The 16,510-nt window shown below is 47.0% G+C and carries 12 protein-coding genes, 1 pseudogene and 1 riboswitch; of the genes and pseudogenes, 4 read left to right on the plus strand and 9 right to left on the minus strand.

Annotated features, from left to right (window positions below):
- Window positions 1–77 precede the first annotated feature (77 nt).
- Entirely contained in the window at window positions 78–2,300 is a 2,223-nt protein-coding gene (locus PUQ00_RS23040; RefSeq protein ID WP_300421236.1) for an FdhF/YdeP family oxidoreductase, read from the minus strand.
- A 399-nt stretch (window positions 2,301–2,699) separates the two neighbouring features.
- Between PUQ00_RS23040 and PUQ00_RS23045 the strand changes: the two genes are divergently transcribed.
- On the plus strand, window positions 2,700–3,488 hold the full coding sequence (locus tag PUQ00_RS23045; protein ID WP_300421215.1) for a PRC-barrel domain-containing protein: 789 nt from the start codon (window positions 2,700–2,702) through the stop codon (window positions 3,486–3,488).
- An 82-nt stretch (window positions 3,489–3,570) separates the two neighbouring features.
- Here the strand turns inward: PUQ00_RS23045 and PUQ00_RS23050 are convergent, their stop codons facing one another.
- From PUQ00_RS23050 to PUQ00_RS23060, 3 genes and pseudogenes are all read right to left on the minus strand, one after another.
- Window positions 3,571–3,711 carry a transposase family protein gene (locus tag PUQ00_RS23050; RefSeq protein WP_300421218.1) on the minus strand — a complete coding sequence of 47 codons (141 nt, stop codon included), beginning with the start codon at window positions 3,709–3,711 and terminating at the stop codon, window positions 3,571–3,573.
- A gap of 59 nt (window positions 3,712–3,770) precedes the next feature.
- Window positions 3,771–3,939: pseudogene (locus tag PUQ00_RS23055) on the minus strand (IS4 family transposase); the annotation flags it as partial.
- A 271-nt stretch (window positions 3,940–4,210) separates the two neighbouring features.
- Window positions 4,211–5,194: an AraC family transcriptional regulator gene (locus tag PUQ00_RS23060; protein WP_300421221.1), complete on the minus strand. Its 984-nt coding sequence runs from the start codon at window positions 5,192–5,194 to the stop codon at window positions 4,211–4,213.
- Window positions 5,195–5,376: 182 nt separating this feature from the next.
- Here PUQ00_RS23060 and PUQ00_RS23065 point away from each other — a divergent pair, with 182 nt between their 5' ends.
- From PUQ00_RS23065 to PUQ00_RS23075, 3 genes are all read left to right on the plus strand, one after another.
- The gene (locus tag PUQ00_RS23065) at window positions 5,377–5,799 is read left to right on the plus strand and encodes a cupin domain-containing protein (protein WP_300421223.1); all 423 of its coding nucleotides are present in this window, start codon (window positions 5,377–5,379) and stop codon (window positions 5,797–5,799) included.
- Between the two features lie 27 nt (window positions 5,800–5,826).
- Window positions 5,827–6,663, plus strand: coding sequence for an SDR family NAD(P)-dependent oxidoreductase (locus tag PUQ00_RS23070; RefSeq protein WP_300421225.1), 837 nt, complete (start codon window positions 5,827–5,829; stop codon window positions 6,661–6,663).
- Between the two features lie 184 nt (window positions 6,664–6,847).
- Window positions 6,848–7,855 carry an aldo/keto reductase gene (locus PUQ00_RS23075; RefSeq protein WP_300421226.1) on the plus strand — a complete coding sequence of 336 codons (1,008 nt, stop codon included), beginning with the start codon at window positions 6,848–6,850 and terminating at the stop codon, window positions 7,853–7,855.
- Between the two features lie 252 nt (window positions 7,856–8,107).
- Here the strand turns inward: PUQ00_RS23075 and PUQ00_RS23080 are convergent, their stop codons facing one another.
- The 5 genes from PUQ00_RS23080 to ptsP all read right to left on the minus strand — a co-directional run bounded on the left by PUQ00_RS23080 (window position 8,108) and on the right by ptsP (window position 15,910).
- Window positions 8,108–9,565 carry an APC family permease gene (locus tag PUQ00_RS23080; RefSeq protein ID WP_300421227.1) on the minus strand — a complete coding sequence of 486 codons (1,458 nt, stop codon included), beginning with the start codon at window positions 9,563–9,565 and terminating at the stop codon, window positions 8,108–8,110.
- 470 nt (window positions 9,566–10,035) lie between these two features.
- A complete protein-coding gene (locus PUQ00_RS23085; protein ID WP_300421238.1) occupies window positions 10,036–10,740 on the minus strand; it encodes a precorrin-2 C(20)-methyltransferase in 705 nt (234 codons plus the stop codon).
- A 2-nt stretch (window positions 10,741–10,742) separates the two neighbouring features.
- Window positions 10,743–11,369, minus strand: coding sequence for a precorrin-8X methylmutase (locus tag PUQ00_RS23090; RefSeq protein ID WP_300421229.1), 627 nt, complete (start codon window positions 11,367–11,369; stop codon window positions 10,743–10,745).
- Window positions 11,370–11,600: 231 nt separating this feature from the next.
- Complete coding sequence (gene cobG, locus PUQ00_RS23095) at window positions 11,601–13,100, minus strand: precorrin-3B synthase (RefSeq protein ID WP_300421231.1); 1,500 nt, start codon at window positions 13,098–13,100, stop codon at window positions 11,601–11,603.
- 37 nt (window positions 13,101–13,137) lie between these two features.
- Window positions 13,138–13,268, minus strand: a riboswitch (cobalamin riboswitch).
- A gap of 134 nt (window positions 13,269–13,402) precedes the next feature.
- Entirely contained in the window at window positions 13,403–15,910 is a 2,508-nt protein-coding gene (gene ptsP, locus PUQ00_RS23100; RefSeq protein WP_300421240.1) for a phosphoenolpyruvate--protein phosphotransferase, read from the minus strand.
- Window positions 15,911–16,510 lie beyond the last annotated feature (600 nt).

A 16,510-nucleotide genomic window follows, 5' to 3' on the forward strand; every position in this document is an offset into this window, starting at 1 on the left:
TCATCTTTGCGGTAGACTTCATGCAAGTTAATGGATATACTGTTGGGAGTGTTAAAGCTGAAAAAATGAGACTTGATTCAGATTTTTTCTAACTGCACGATCGCATTATAATCAGGTACACCTTCGAGCGATCGCTTACTTTTATCTAGTAGCACATTCCCTTCTGGCCAATGTACTTGCAAGTTTCCTGACTGAATTGGCGCAATGTAGACTTGACAGAACAACTCGCCTAACTCATTCTTAAGAATGACGCGATCGCGATCTTTTAAACCCAACTGTGCCGCATCAGCAGCATTCATTAGCACCGCCTCTCGCACGGCCCCAGTAATGGCATCCTTGCGTTCCTGCACCATACTATTAAATTGTTTGCCTCGGCGCGTTGCTAATAAGAAATAACCCTCTGGTAATTCTCTTTGGCGTGGCAATAATACGCCAAAGTGTGCCTTCCCATCCACTGTCGCGAAATTCCAACCAAAGCATAAATGTGACCCCCCATACTGAAATTGATCACCAGCCTGTTGTAAGTGTTGAATACCAGCATATTGGGGGACGACTTGAGCAATTTCTTGACGGATAGCAGCTGTGTCAGCAAAAGCCAGCTTATCTGCCAAATCCGGTTGCACGCGCCTTGCCAATTCGAGAAAGACTTCCCACTCTGGACGCGTTTCCCCAATGCGCGGCCCCGGTATTTCTGGACTGAAAATTATCCGGCGTTCGGTGTTAGTTTCTGTGACTCCCCCTGGTATTTCGTAGCGAGTCGTCGCAGGTAAAAGCACCACAGTATCAGCAGGTTCCAGCAACATTTGGCTGGAGAGAACAATATCCATATGTACCCGCAACGGTATTTGCTTGAGGGCTGCTTCCACATAATCCGGTTCTGGCAGCACTTCTAAAAAATTACCGCCCACAGAGAACAACACATCTAATTGCCCCTGATGTGCAGCGTTAATCATTTCTGGAGCAATTAAACCTTTACTTGCTGGCACTTCAAAGCCCCAATGTTGACTCAATTGGGCAGCATTTTCTGGGGTGATAGGTTTACCACCAGGAAATACTGTGGCGTAACATCCCATCTCTGCACCACCCTGCACCCCAGAGTGACCGCGAATTGGCATTAAACCGCAGCCTTCACGACCGACAAAACCTTTGGTGAGAGCTAAGTTGATGATACTTCGCACGTTATCTTCGCCGCATTCATGCTGAGTAATGCCCATACTCCAAACAAATACAGCTTTATTTGCTTCTTTAACCATTTTGGCAAAGCCGTACATTGACTCGCGGGATGTACCAGAAAGCCGCTCTAATTCTTCCCAAGATTGGCATTCTAACGATGCTTTGAGTTCAGCAAAGCCATCTGTGTGTAAATCTATAAATGACTGGTCTACCCAGTTGTTAGCAATTATATGTTTAATTGTGCCATTCAAAAAGGCTATATCCCCGCCCATATTGATTAAGAAGAAGTCTTCGGCAAACTTTGTACCGAAAAGGGCACTTTCTACAATTGAGGGCACCCAGTAGCGCTCCATTCCTGGCTCACGATAAGTATTAATAACTACAATTTTAGTGCCAGCTTTCTTGGCGTAATGCAGATACTTGACGGTGACTGGCTGATTGTTGGCAACGTTGGAGCCAATGAAGACTAATAAATCAGTACCAATCCAATCTTTATAAGAACAGGTGGTAGCCCCTGCACCGAGAGCAGCTTTCAGTCCCGCCGTACTGGGAGAATGGCAGATACGGGCAGCGTTATCAATATTATTGCTTCCCATTGCCCGCACAGCTTTTTGGGTGGCGTAATAAGTTTCGTTGACAGTACCGCGACTGGTAACATAGAAACTGAGGCGGTCTGGTGTAGTAGCGCGGATGCGATCGCTAATTATCCCTAAAGCTTCATCCCAGCTAACACGGCGAAAGCCTTTTTCCCCTCTTTGACGCATCATCGGGTAAGCAAGTCGTCCCAAGTCTCGTAATTGGGCACTTCTTTGCTTTTGTAACTGTGAGACATCTTCCAATAGCAGAGCGTCAAAAGCTGGCATAGTATTCATCCGCAACAGCCGCAACCGGACATTACACAGATGGATGCCATCTAAAGTCCAATCTTTCATCCCGGTTGTTCCGAGAGCGCAACCATCGCAAACACCTTTATCGAGAATATTCCACGCATAGGGTAGTTTGTCACGAGACAGCCAGATTGCCCGAAATACCTCCCAATAGTTGTTGGGATACTGTTCGCCAATGCCGAAAGGCTTCCAACTTGCCCAGTGCTGCGGTGTCCAATTTTTCTTGGGTTTTGGCAACATGACGCGCCCTCTGTAAGCTGATATGGTCATTCTTTCAGACTACCGTTTAAGTAGGATTTAAGTAGCATAATTTTTAAAAGTCTGGGCACTCAGCGCTGACTATTTCAGGATGACAGTAGTAAGTTAATACCGTCTCAACGGTATCGCCAATCCATAACGCCACTTTATCGGGCGATACCCCACCGCTAATCGCCCAAGTAAAAGATTTAGAGAGGAGTGCTTTATGTCTAGCTACCTAGAATCAAAATCTCATCCTTCAGAGAGGCAGCAAACTACCAGCTTGCTGCGATCATTGGGCTGGAGTTGATCTTGGATAATGATCCCTTAAATCTTTCCAGATGATTGGTTCCACCTCAGTCTATGAATCGAAACCATAAAAAACGGAGGATAAAAGACATTATGTCTCTTCATAAAATCGAAGATTTTGATGCCAATTATCATCAACAGAATTCTCAGGAGTATCTGAGGGGGTTTGATCTTTACTGTAAAGACGAAAAAGTTGGCTCTGCTGACGACCTTTTGGTTGATGATGATGGACGCATTCGTTATCTGGTGATAAACACAGGCATCTGGATTTTTGGCAAAAAAGTTCTGCTGCCAATCGGATGCTCCCAGGTAGACTATGATACCCACCGCGTCTATGCAGTCAACCTCACTAAAGCCCAGGTAGAAGCGCTACCGGAGTTTACGGATGGTATGACTGTTGATTTTGATTATGAACATCGGGTCAGACAAGTCTACCGTCCTTCATCTTCATTTAGTGTCTTTGACTCTTCTGGGGTTGGATACGCCGGGTATGGAACTGACCCTCCCGCCCGTACCGATACTCCCACCTCTTCTGGGGTTGGATACGCCGGATATGGAACTGAGCCTCCTGCCCGTACCGATACTGCCATCTCTTCCGGGGTTGGATACGCCGGATATGGAACGGATTCTCCCGCCCCTCCCTATGTTCCTACCTCTTATGGGGTCGGGTATGAAGGATATGAAAATCCCCTGCCTACTCCGGGTAGGGCACTCTCACCTGAAACTGATCACAGCGCTACTGTTGACCACTGCGATTCCTACACATATCAACAAGATCCCTCCTTATATGAGATGAACGAGCAAAATCATCAACGGCTGAAACTGTATGAAGAACGGCTAGTGGCAAACAGAAAACAGCACAATTTAGGACGAACGCTTTAATCGGTAACCTTACTAGTCCACAAATTGTCAAAATTACTTGTTCATATTTTGGAGGATTTAATCAAAATCTTTCTTGGACAACTCAAAATATTTTGATTGAGCGAATTCGATGCTCAACAAATATTCGTTTAGCGGAAAATGCTTTGTTCTGTTCTTTTTGTTGAGTTGTTAAGTCTCGATTTATGGGTTTTTTAATTGGAGTTGTAATTAAATCTTCTCCCACAGTAGTTGCTTGGCATCTTGCTTAGACTATTCCATCTGGGAAAATATACCTCTGCCAATTTACGAGGTTTCAACGTCGGTAGAAAGGGGATGAATACGACCTAAAGAAGTAAGCTTGGCAAAAATCTGGGTTAATAAAATAAGCTCAGGCATTTCAGTCTCGCATTTTTAACATTTCATGGACATATCGAAAACCACGATAGTGAGCTTTAAGATCAATAATGCCAGAGTCAAGTCGCTTCTCTACGAGACACCAAAGGCGAACGCTCCAATTAAAAATTAAAAATTATTAATTAAAAATTGCAAGACGCTCGAGGACTCGCTAACGCTTCGCTATCAGTGGTTGCTCTGAACCCCAAATTAATTAATTAAAAATTATTATTCTTCTTAATTTTTAATTAAAAAAAGGTCAGGATTAAGGATGTGAGAGACAATAACTCTACTATAGAGCGCCCTCTCTCTTCATCCTCTTGTTTTGGCTAAGGTTATTGTTGAGGAGATCATATTGAACTAGCAGTCTCCCTAGCAGCTTCTCGCAGCCGCTCCACATCGCGCATCGGTGGTGAACCAAAGAGCCGCTTGTACTCCCGGTTGAAGTGTGAGGCATCGTCGTACCCCACTCGGTAGGCAGCACTGGTAGCGTCAAGGTTTTCCCCCAGCATCAGACGGCGAGCCTCCTGGAGCCGCAGTTGCTTCTGGAACTGCAAGGGACTCATTGCAGTGACAGACTTGAAGTGATGGTGAAAGCCGGAAACACTCATTCCCATTTCTCGTGCGATGTTTTCAATCCGAAGCGGCTCGTTAAAGTCTTTACGAAGTCGCTCAACAGCTCTTGCGATGTGGTAGGTGTAGCCGCCCAGAACTGCAATATGACGGAGCCGATTACCTTGCTCTCCCATCAGGAGTCGGTAAATGATTTCCCGCTTAATCAGTGGTGCGAGAACATGAGCTTCAGCAGGGGAATCTAGAAGCCTGACGAGCCGCACCACAGCGTCCAACAGATTTGCATTCAACGAACTTACATCAATCGCTTTCACATCAGCAGGGCTGCGCGATGAGGAATACCCTGCCTCGACCATCACTGAGCCAACAAGGGTGGGGTCAAGATCGAGGCGAAGACTAAGATACGGTTGTTCCTTGGACGCTTCCAGAATTTGGCTGACAATGGGCAGTTCGACCGTAGCAAGCAGATAATGCATCGGGTCGTACTGATAACGATCGCTGCCTAGAAGAACTTCTTTGCTGCCCTGAGCGATCGCACAAAAGGCAGGGATAGAGACACTATGAATGCATTCCGAAGGCGAGGAGGCGCGGTTGAAGTGCAATCCTTTGTGCGGCTCAATCGTCCCATCATGACGAATAGCTTGTGCAATCCGCTCAGTCAGTTCGTCTCTGTGGGCTTGCGCTCTGTCTGCCTCGCGCTTTGCCTGCGGGTCGTTCATTAAATCCATATCGGACTTTTCACTCGTTTTGGCAGCGTTCATTTCTAAGTTTGCAGGATTGTACAACGATCTTAGACGATCGTTCTATTGCTTGCCCTTGAGGATTCGTAGAATGAAGCTAAAGCAATGAAAAATGATTTCGGCTTATTCTAAGCATTCTGGATTTTTATTCAAGAGAAAACTCAGTTTTGATTGGGCAAGAGACTTGCCTGCTAGCCACCAAAATGGCATCAAGTGAAGGAATTAAGAAAATGGACATCAAAAGAAGTGGCTCCCAGCCTTCCGCTAAAGCACCAGCTGAATATTTTACCGGCACTGTACGTATTGACCCCCTGTTCGAGGCGCAAGATCCAACCCGCACGTCTGGTGCCAGCGTCACGTTCGAGCCTGGTGCTCGGACAGCATGGCACACCCACCCGTTGGGACAGACACTGATCGTGACGGCTGGCTGTGGACTTGTACAGCGCTGGGACGGTCCAATCGAGCAAATTCAACCGGGGGACACGATCTGGTTCTCGCCAGGTGAGAAGCACTGGCACGGTGCTACGGCAACCACGGCGATGACGCACATTGCTATTCAGGAATGGCTCGACGGCAAGCCTGTGGACTGGCTGGAAAAGGTCAGCGATGAACAATACAGGGCTTGATTAAGTCCGAGTAAAAGGAAAATAATTATGAGCAAAGTCTGGTTGATCACAGGCGCTGGTAGCGGTATTGGCACCGGAACTGCCAAGGCGGCATTGCAGTCCGGTGACCGTGTAGTCGCGACTGGCCGAAACCTCGACAAAGTGCGTAATGCCTTACGCGATGTTGCAAGCGAGAATCTTGCATTTGTGCAGTTGGACGTTTCCAATGAGGTACAAGCGAAAACAGCCGTCGCGGAGGCGGTGAAGCGGTTCGATCGCATCGATGTTTTGGTTAACAATGCCGGCTACAGCCTGCTTGGTAATTTTGAAGAGATGACCACAGCCGAAATCGAACGCCAGTTCGCTACGAACTTCTATGGTGTGGTGTACGTCATGGGCGCCGTGCTGCCGGTTATGCGTCAGCAGCGATCGGGCCACATCATCAACATTAGTTCCGTTGCTGGCGTGGTTGGACTGAAGCACTGCGCTGCCTATGCAGCGACGAAGTTCGCGGTCGAAGGACTCTCGCTGTCGGTAGCAACCGAGGTCGAGCAATTCGGGATCAAGATCACAGTTGTCGAACCAGGCTTCTTCCGCACGGATCTTCTGGATGCCCGCAACATCACGTGGGCGAGCAATGTCATTGAGGACTACGCGGCTGAGGGCAACGTCCAACAGATGTGGTCGCCTTATCACGGCACACAGCAGGGTGATCCGGCAAAGTTGGGCGATGCTCTGGTCAAAATCGCCGGAATGGAGAATCCGCCGAAGCTGTTTGTTGCCGGCAGCGATGCCCTCGCGGTGATCACCCCGACTATCGAGGAACGGTTACAGGCGACGCACGCCAATGAAGAGTTATCGAAATCAACAGACGGTTCGTTCTAGCGATCGCGCGCGAAGATCATGATCAAATCCACGGCCATGATGCACATTGCAATTCAGGAACAGTTCGACAGCAAGACCGTGGACTAAATAGAACAGGTCAGCGACGAACAATACCAGACCTGATCTTGGAGTAAGACAGTTCGACCTTTAATTCACCTTTAATTCAAAGACAGGAGTTCAAACAATGCAGAAGCGCAAACTTGGAAACAGTAATCTGGAAGTTTCGGCGATCGGGCTTGGCTGTATGGGAATGAGCTTTTCCTATGGCCCGCCCAAAGACACGCAGGAGATGACCGCTCTTCTCCGGGCCGCCGTCGAACGCGGTGTTACATTCTTTGACACCGCCGAAGTCTACGGCCCGTTCACCAACGAAGAGCTTGTGGGCGAAGCCCTCGCTCCCTTCCGCGGGCAAGTGGTCATTGCCACCAAATTCGGGTTCGACCTCAGTCCTAATTCCGATCCCCGTGGGATGAAGGGTGCGCCAGGATTGGATAGTCGGCCGGAGCGCATCAAGCAGGCCGTCGAAGGCTCGCTCAAGCGCCTCAAGGTCGAGACAATCGACTTGCTCTATCAGCACCGGGTTGATCCGAATGTGCCCATCGAAGACGTGGCAGGAGCAGTGAAGGAACTGATTCAGTCAGGTAAGGTTAAGCACTTTGGACTCTCTGAAGCAGGAGTGCAAACGATCCGTCGCGCGCACGCGGTTCAGCCGGTCACTGCTCTCCAGAGCGAATACTCGCTGTGGACGAGGACTCCTGAAAAGGAAGTGATACCGACCCTTGAGGAACTCGGAATTGGCTTTGTCCCGTACAGCCCTCTGGGCAAGGGCTTTCTCACTGGCAAGATCGACGAAAACGCGACCTTCGACAGCTCCGACTTCCGCAGCACCCTGCCTCGCTTCACGCCGGAGGCTCTCAAGGCCAATCAGGCCCTAATTAATCTGCTCGGCAGCATCGCAGAAGGGAAGAAGGCTACACCTGCTCAGATCGCGATCGCCTGGCTACTAGCCCAGAAGACGTGGATTGTGCCGATCCCAGGCACCACGAAGCTGCATCGCTTGGACGAAAACATCGGGGCTGTCTCAGTCGAACTCACACCCGACGATCTGCGTGACATCGATGATGCCGCTTCAAAGATCACGGTGCAAGGGGATCGATACCCGGAAAAGCTGGAGCAAATGACCGGTCGCTGAACAGCAAAAAATGCGTTCTCTGGTTCAATTGCCGCATCGTCGTAGCGTTTATCTGCGGTAACAGGCATCTTCCACAGTGATAGGATATCGAACATGGGCGAATTGTAGCTTTTGAGTTGTCGTTTAGGAAGACAACAACTCTACTACAGAGCGCCCTCTATCTTCATACTCTTTTTTTGGCTAAGGTATTGCTAGTTCAAATTCCATTACTATCTCCTGATGGGACTGTAACCTAACTTGAAATCACGAAGATTAAAGGATTTCGTCTTTGAATCGAGCGTGAATCTCATCAATGGAGTGTTCCATTTTGTTCACCATTTTGGGATAACGCAGTCTTTGAATGACAAACCATCCAAACCCAGCAACAAAGTACAGTAAGACCAAGTAAGGGAAGGTATTATAAGGTGCTGCTGGCACTGGAAATAGAGTACTACCGGGAATTCCGACAGTACCGAGAACAGGAATCATCATAAAAACTACGCCTAAGACTGAAAATAAGATATCCATTGGGCGGAGTTTTTTAATCCGATACAAGTAAATTGGAGCAGCAATTGAAACCAAAATATATACAACTAAGAAACCATATGTGCAAAGTGTTCCTGTGTAACCCAAAATTTCAAAAGGCTTGATGCTAAACAGGTTCAACGCACTAGGGACTATAAATGTAATCAAGGAACACAAGGCAATTGCCGTGTGTGGTGTCAGGTTAGAATCATGGGCTTTACCCAGAGAATTGTGAAACAAACCATCCCGTGCCATCATGAACACTATCCTGGCTGCTGGATTGATACAAGCAAGAGTACAAGCGAAAAAGCTCAATAATGCACCAATACTAATTAACGTTCCCAATAAGCCTACACCTGCTTGATTTGCCAAAAATGTAAGTGGCTCCTCAGTTTTGCCCAAGTCTACAGAACTACCACTGAAGCCCAGCACTTCTACATACGCCATGAACATGAAAAATACACCAGACCATATCGTGCTTTGAATCAAAGATTTGGGAATATTTTTCAGTGGTTTTTTAGCTTCATCTCCTAAAGACGTGGCACTTTCAAAACCCGAAAAGCCAAACACAACCAGGACAATTCCTAGTGAGATACCACCAGGAGTAGCTCCTTTGAGAGTTAGTTGGGACAGATCAATTGCAAAGCCCTTGTGCGCCCAAACAATCATCCCTAACAACAAAATTGAAACTACAGAGATGCCTTCAAGTACCAGCATCATCTTTGCTGATAATTGAATGTCTTTATAACCCACATACCAAGCCAGACCTGTCCCCAGTGCGAACAGTGTTAAAGTGTGAGTGTGTATGCCAATATGGCCTAGCAAAGATTCACCAAAAATTGCAAAGCCAGATAAGGTTGACATCCCAGTAAATAAATAACCCAGAATCAGACCCCAGGCAGACATAACACCTGCTGTAGAACCTAAACCTTTGACAATATAGGAATACAGCGAACCTGGAGAAGCAGAACGCCTTGCAAATTGGTTAATGTTGATAGCGACAAACAACAGCCCAATCATCCCTAACAAGAAACTCAGCCAAGTTCCGTTACCTGAACTGGCGAATATTAAACCTAAATTAGCTGCGGGTGTTGTCGTGGGCGCAATCACTGCTACTGATTGTGCAAACACTTCCCCGTAGGAAAGACATTCTTTTTTTAAGCCATGAGCGCTCTGATTGATTTTTAGCTCGATTTCTTGAGTCATGTACCATCTCTCCTCACTATATATTTGAATGCAGCGGGCACGGGATTAAAACTAACTTCAACAGGTACTGACCACAAAATGCTGATTTAACCTTATAAAATCTCATTCATAAGAGCAAATATTCTTAGTTATTGATTAGATAAATAAATATTATTAACCACTCATTCGCTGGCTACAGGCAAAGCGAACGCCGTTAGAGCCATACAAGCCTATTGGGTCAATGGGCTTTAATATTGGTATAGCTAAGGTTTTGATTAATACTTCTTTCCTCCAGCAAGAACTGCCCGACGCTCGCGGACTCGCTCATAACGTTGCTATGCCGTACCACTTCCCTACGGAACGCTAGGTGAACGTCTCGTAGAGAAGGCTTTACGCTGCGCTATCTGCCTTCTGCCTTCTCTGGTAAGTCTAACTTTCACCGAAATAGCCCAATCATTACACCGATTTCGTGGCTTGAGGATGTCACGGGTTTATAGTCGATTCTTAGTTGGAATCACAATCATTGAGAAATAGGGTACTTCGGCTGGATCAACTTCGTCTAGGGGTATAATGCGTTGCTGTGACGTTGATGCCCGCTCAATATATCTTGCCCGTGATGCTAGCCCTAATTTATGCAGGATATCCCGTACTTTGGTAAAGTGACGACCGAGCTTCATAATTGCGGCTGCGTCGGTGATCAGCAAATGTGTAGTCAGTTCTTCTGCTGGCAATGGGGCGGGTAGGACGGTGAGAATATCGGTGTAGTAGGTGAAAGGTACACCCAAGGCTACCGGACAAGCCATCAGTGAGGAAACTCCAGGGACAACTTCTGTTTCGTATTCGTCAGATAACCGCGTGAACAGGTACATGAATGAGCCATAGAAAAATGGATCACCCTCACATAGCACCACGACATCTCGACCCGCCGCTAAATGGTCGGCAATTGGTTGAATTTCCTTGTCATAAATAGACTTTGCCTTTTCTGGCTCCAAAGCGCGGGGGAGGTGAAATAGCACTTCGATTTGATTGCCAGGAAGATACTGCGCCACGATCGCTCTGGCAATACTTGCTTTATCTGTGGCTGATTGATATGCTACCACAGGAGCCGCACGCAATAATCGCAGCGCTTTCAGAGTTAATAATTCGGGATCGCCTGGGCCGACACCAATTCCATAAAGACGACCTTTGGTTTTTATATTCATTCTTCCTCCGTTGCCAGGGCGTTAACTGCTGCTGCCGCGATCGCACTCCCACCGCGCCGACCGTGTAATGTCAAAAATGGTACATCTCTGCTGTCTGCTGCCAGTGCTGCTTTCGATTCTGCTGCACCGACAAACCCCACTGGAAAGCCTAAAATTATAGCAGGTTTGTGAGCTCCTTCATTGAGCATTTCTAACAGCCGGAATAGTGCTGTGGGCGCATTGCCAATTGCAATCACTGCTCCTTCAAGGTGCGATCGCCATAATTCTAGAGCTGCTGCCGACCTTGTAGTATTTAGACGCTGGGCAATTTCTGGCACTTCTGGATAGTTTAGCGTACAGATAACTTGATTATTTGCAGACAACCGCCGTCTGGTAACGCCTTCGGCAACCATCCGGCAATCGCACAGAATTGGCGCTCCCTCTGCTAGTGCTGCCCTTGCAGATTGCACTGCTGTTGGTGAATATCCCAAGTCAGTAACAATATCCGTCATCCCACAGGCATGAATGAGACGCACCGCAACTTTTGCTACATCTGGTGGCAGCACATCTAGGTTCGCTTCTGACCGGATGATTGCAAAGGAATTACGGTAAATTTCGTTGGCATCTCGGATGTAGTCGGGCATTCAATTTGGGATTTTAGATTTGGGATTTTGGATTGATTTGTTAATATAGATACTCATTTTTGACTAGAAGAATACCTAATTTAATTAACCGCTCCAGGCGCAGAGAAGCCAGTGCGTTGGGCGGGTTCCCCGACTTGTTCGCGCAGCGTCTCCCCTTGGGAGAAGCAACTGGCGCGACACAGAGGAACACAAACAGAGGAATTGGGTAATCTTGCACACTGAAAGCAGTAATCAATCATCTGTATTTATTAACTTCTGTAATTGGGCTAGTGCATATCGATTAGCAAATTCCCCAAAAGACTCATCAGAATTTAGACGTTGAATTTTATATACACATAACATCCGCTCTATTAATATAGGTAGTTCGGCAAAAGTCACATATTGATATATTTCACGTCCGAATTTCTGCTTGCGATCACAAACATAAACCTGATAACCTTCAACAGTTCCATTTTCAGCCTCAATGCTGACACCGAGGAGAGTAATATCACTCTTGCTATGCTGGGCGCAAGATTTTTCGCAGCCGCTAAAGTGGATATTAACTGGGTAATCGAGAGTCAGGCGAGTTTCAAGATACTCTGCTAATGCCAAGGCATGATCCTTGGTATCCGTGGCAGAAGTGGCGCAACCCTTTTTGCCAGAACAGGCAACTAATGCACTCTTGATGTTGGTTGTTGAGGTATCTAATCCTAAGAAAGCAATTTCACTTTGGACATCACCAACCCATTGCTGAGGAATATCTGTGATGAGTAAATTTTGCCACGGGGTTAGCCTAAGAGTGCCGCTACCATATTTTGCTGCTAAATCAGCCAAACCCCGTATCTGCTTACTTTCCAGCCGCCCAAGGGGCAAGACGACACCAAGGTAAAATAAGCCTTGCTGACGTTGTGGGTGGATGCCAATATGCTGATATTTCCTCTCTGACTGCTCCTTTTTCCCTCTCTTCGAGACGCTGCGCGAATGCAGGGAAGGGGGTTGGGGGGTTAGGTCTTTCCTTTCACTGTATAAAAGAGGGAAAGGTAAATGTTGCTTAACTTCCTGGAGATAATTTTCACAACCCAAAGTATTTAATAACTCCAACAGACGTAGCCGACCCTGACTCGTAGTATTACTATGAACTAGATAGACATCCGCCAAAGCTGCCAAGACGGGCAAACATTCATCTGGTAGTAACAAAATTCCGATATCGCTAGGCGGTTCACCCTTTGCGCCGACACTGAGATAGAGGCGAAAGTAAACATTACCCTTAACTAAGACAGCAACAAAGGCGATATCATTCAAGCGATCGCACACCCGAATTATCCCACCACCATCAAAGCAAACACTAAATTTTGCCGACAGTCCCGAAAGCGCCGGATGTGCAGCAATATAATCATCCCAACCTTGGACAAAAGGACGAGTGTCGATTAATTCCTGGGGGTCGGTACCAGCAGTTGGGCTGGTCATAATATTGCGGATGTGGTCTACAGCAGGATTGCCAGAACCCAATCCTATATCTTGTAGGTGCTTGAGAACCTCAGCATTTATTCCCGTGCGAATTTCGCGGACTTGTAGATTAGCTCGATTAGTCACATCCACATAGCCGCCACCGTGCTGTTCTGCTATATCTGCGATCGCACGGCACTGCTGACTACTAATAATCCCACCTGGTATTCTAATGCGAGATAATATCCCATCTGCGGCGGGTGTAGCATAAAACAAGCCAGGACAAGTGGCAAATCCAGAAAGCAAACTTGGAACTCCTTCCCCGTGCAACGCAGGGAGTAGACGGTGTGTGTGTCCTAAGAGTTGGCATTCTGACTTGGGTAATCCCATCACAGCTGCGGCACAGTCCCGGAATTTCACCGGAGTTTCCCAACTCGAAGTTTTAGTAATTTAGCACGAGAAGGCAGTCAGAAAATTTAATCCTTCATATTTTGAATCAACTAGTGTGTGGGAACCGCTCTCGGATTTATTCGCCGTCCCCATTCCTCGATTAGCTGTCTTGCATAAGGCGCGGAATATCGAGAAGATATTTGCTCAGGACACCGAATTTACGCAGGGCGAGTAACTGAAGTTGAGATTAACTTCCTGACATGAACTGCGGAATCTTGTTGTAATGCGGATGCCACGATCGCCTCACTTTCAACTATACTTAACCGAGCGATCGCCTGTTTGATTGCAGGTATACTTTGGGGATTGACGCTTAATTCATCCAGCCCTAAACCTAATAAAATTGGTGTTGCTAAAATATCTGCTGCCAATTCTCCACATAATCCCACCGAAATCCCCGCCGCATGGGCAGCTTGGACAGTTTGCTGCACCATTCGCAACACTGCTGGATGTAGTGCATCAACCAAATTTGCCACGCGGGGATTAGTGCGATCGCTAGCCATGATGTATTGACTGAGGTCATTAGTGCCTATACTAAAGAAGTCTACTTCCGCCGCTAACTGATCAGCGATCGCCACTGCTGACGGTACCTCCACCATAATTCCCACTTCCATCGCTGCATCAAAGGGAATACCAGCTTGATTTAGTTCCGCCTGGACTTCACCCAAAATTACCTTAGCTGCACGTACCTCCGTCACACTAGCAATCATCGGCAATATGATCTTAATTTGATGGCCCACACTAGCTCTCAAAATTGCCCGTAACTGAGTTTTGAAGAGTTCTGGATGATCTAAACAGAAACGAATTCCCCGCCAGCCTAAGAAAGGGTTAGCTTCTGGAAAGCTTACTGTCAGGTAGGGAAGTGGCTTATCACCACCGACATCAAAGGTACGAATAATCAACGGACGATGATCTAAAATTTGGGCGATCGCCTGATACACTGCTAGTTGTTCTTCTTCAGTGGGGGCGCTTGTCCGGTCGAGATAGAGAAACTCACTGCGGAGTAGTCCCACGCCTTCTGCACCGTTAGCCACAGCAACTTGGACATCATTTATACTACCGATATTGGCAAAGACGCTAACTTGCCGACGATCACGAGTAATTGCTGGCTGGTGTGCCGTAGCTCGTGCTTGGTGTTGAGCAGTTTGCCAAGCTGACTGCTTTGCCTCCAGCAGATCCAGGATATGTAATTCTGGTTCCACCCAAGCTTTGCCACTTTCACCATCAAGTGCCATAAGTGTACCATCTGCCAAGTGCAACACCTGAGCATCTACTCCCAAAACTGCGGGAATACCCAATGTCCGGGCGATAATTGCGCTGTGGGAAGTGGCACTACCAGAAGTAGTACAAATACCCAACACCTTTGTCGGATCTAGTCCAGCCGGATCTGAGGGGGTTAAATCAGTGGCCACTAAAATTACAGCTTCCTGAAGATGCAAATTAGCGGCGGCATTCCCAGCTAGTAATCGCAGCACTCTTTGGCCTACATCCACAACATCTTCAACTCGCTCTTGCAGGTAAGAATCTTCAATTCTGTAATAGGAAGTCACTACTTCATCTACTACGGCTTGCCAAGCTGCTTCAGCATTTAGATGGTGTTCTAATATGCGCTCTTTAACCGCTTCCAGCAGTACTGGATCTTCTAAAAATAGTAGTTGGGCATCGAAGATGGCGGCTTCAGCGTCACCAATTTGAAGAGATGCTTGTGAGAAAACTGCTTGGATTTCTTGTCGGGCGGTGTGGATTGCTGCTTGTACTCGTTGCCACTCTCCCTCAACATCATCTACGTGGTATTGCGTAATAGCAATATGAGTGGGTTGATAATGAACAACGGGTGCGATCGCTATTCCTGGAGAAGCTGCTATTCCCAAAAGTTCGCCGTGAGTTGCTGGGGTAACTGCCTGGTGAAATGCTGTTGGATAATTAAAGACAGCATTATCTTCGCCAAAGTTTGTGACAAATAATACTTGCAATGCTGCCAGCGCCTCATCTGCATCAGAACCGGTAGCAGTAATCACCAGTTCATGTCCTTGACGCACTCCTAAAGTTGTGACTTGGTTGATACTGTCACCCCTGACTAGCTCAGTATTTCTGGTTAAATTCTGCACCAGAATTTGGGATTTAAATCGGGCTGCGGTGGCGACAAACTGCGCTGCGGGACGGGCGTGTAATCCTAAGCGATTGCTCACAATTAGCCGGATTTCTGGGGTTGGTGATTCTTGGGTTATTGTTGGGGTGACATCTGACAACGTGTTACTAACTACACCCAATTGAGTTGCTTTTGCTAGGAGTGCGCCGCGTGCTTCCGCCATGACTTGGTGAATGTCACCACCAGCCGCCGCCGCCACTACAGCAGCGATCGCACCTTCTACTAGAGGTGCTTCACACAAATACACTTTTTGCTGCTGTGCTTCTGAGAGAAACTCTATTGCCATTTCTGCACTCAGCAAAGCACTACCCAAATCCATTAACACTAAGACACCATCATCAGAAAAAACAGAAGCGATCGCTTCATAAACCTGAATGGGATCTGTACCTAATGGATTTTCCCGATCTTCAATACCTGCTGCAACAGCGATGGAAACTTGGCCCTGAACCATCTGCGCGGCGAGTTCCCGCACACCCAGAGCTAGTTGTTTACTGTGAGAAACGATGACAATTCCGATCACTGCCACACTGTCAACCTTGTTGAGAGGTTTGCGTTTAGCTAGTTATCCATTTCATTTTCCCATTCCGCTACAATTGCAACTGCCCGAATATATTCCGGTCTTTCCAGCTAGAAATACGAATAAAACAGCCTTCTTTTACGGGAATACGTGGTGTGCACTCATAAACCCCATCGCTAGCAGTACGGGAAGAAATATTTTGGATAAGTTTGTTTCAATCGTACAACTTAATCGAGACATCACTATCAAAATTATCCCGCCACAATATTAAATAAGGCTGATCCGTCTTTGGAAGTACTTTCTTCACTGGCTGACTGCTCAAGATTTTTGGCGCAACCTGATTTTTGCTTTTATTACGGAATCCCAGATAATGAGGTAGGTGTCAAAAAGCATTTCTTGCGGATTAGACAGATGTGGAACAATAATATTTCCATTCTAGGAATTAATTGAAGAAGAATACATTCGTCAGAATGCAATCAGTGGGGGATTCAGACCCGCCACTACGAAAGTTGACCACCAAATTTTCTTGTTTTGTGAGGGTCTTAAACCCGTTTATTCATCCACCAGTCGCACAAAATACCCAAGTGAATTCTGGCGACTGGC

Origin of the sequence: Nostoc sp. S13 (genome assembly GCF_029379315.1) — a bacterium.
Lineage (GTDB): Bacteria > Cyanobacteriota > Cyanobacteriia > Cyanobacteriales > Nostocaceae > Nostoc.

Excerpts from the sequence above, each read along its gene's own strand:
- PUQ00_RS23090 (WP_300421229.1), bottom strand. The coding sequence starts at position 11,369 with ATGCCCGACTACATCCGAGATGCCAACGAAATTTACCGTAATTCCTTT.
- PUQ00_RS23040 (WP_300421236.1), bottom strand. The coding sequence starts at position 2,300 with ATGTTGCCAAAACCCAAGAAAAATTGGACACCGCAGCACTGGGCAAGT.
- PUQ00_RS23060 (WP_300421221.1), bottom strand. The coding sequence starts at position 5,194 with ATGAACGCTGCCAAAACGAGTGAAAAGTCCGATATGGATTTAATGAAC.
- PUQ00_RS23070 (WP_300421225.1), top strand. The coding sequence starts at position 5,827 with ATGAGCAAAGTCTGGTTGATCACAGGCGCTGGTAGCGGTATTGGCACC.
- PUQ00_RS23065 (WP_300421223.1), top strand. The coding sequence starts at position 5,377 with ATGGCATCAAGTGAAGGAATTAAGAAAATGGACATCAAAAGAAGTGGC.
- PUQ00_RS23045 (WP_300421215.1), top strand. The coding sequence starts at position 2,700 with ATGTCTCTTCATAAAATCGAAGATTTTGATGCCAATTATCATCAACAG.
- PUQ00_RS23075 (WP_300421226.1), top strand. The coding sequence starts at position 6,848 with ATGCAGAAGCGCAAACTTGGAAACAGTAATCTGGAAGTTTCGGCGATC.
- PUQ00_RS23080 (WP_300421227.1), bottom strand. The coding sequence starts at position 9,565 with ATGACTCAAGAAATCGAGCTAAAAATCAATCAGAGCGCTCATGGCTTA.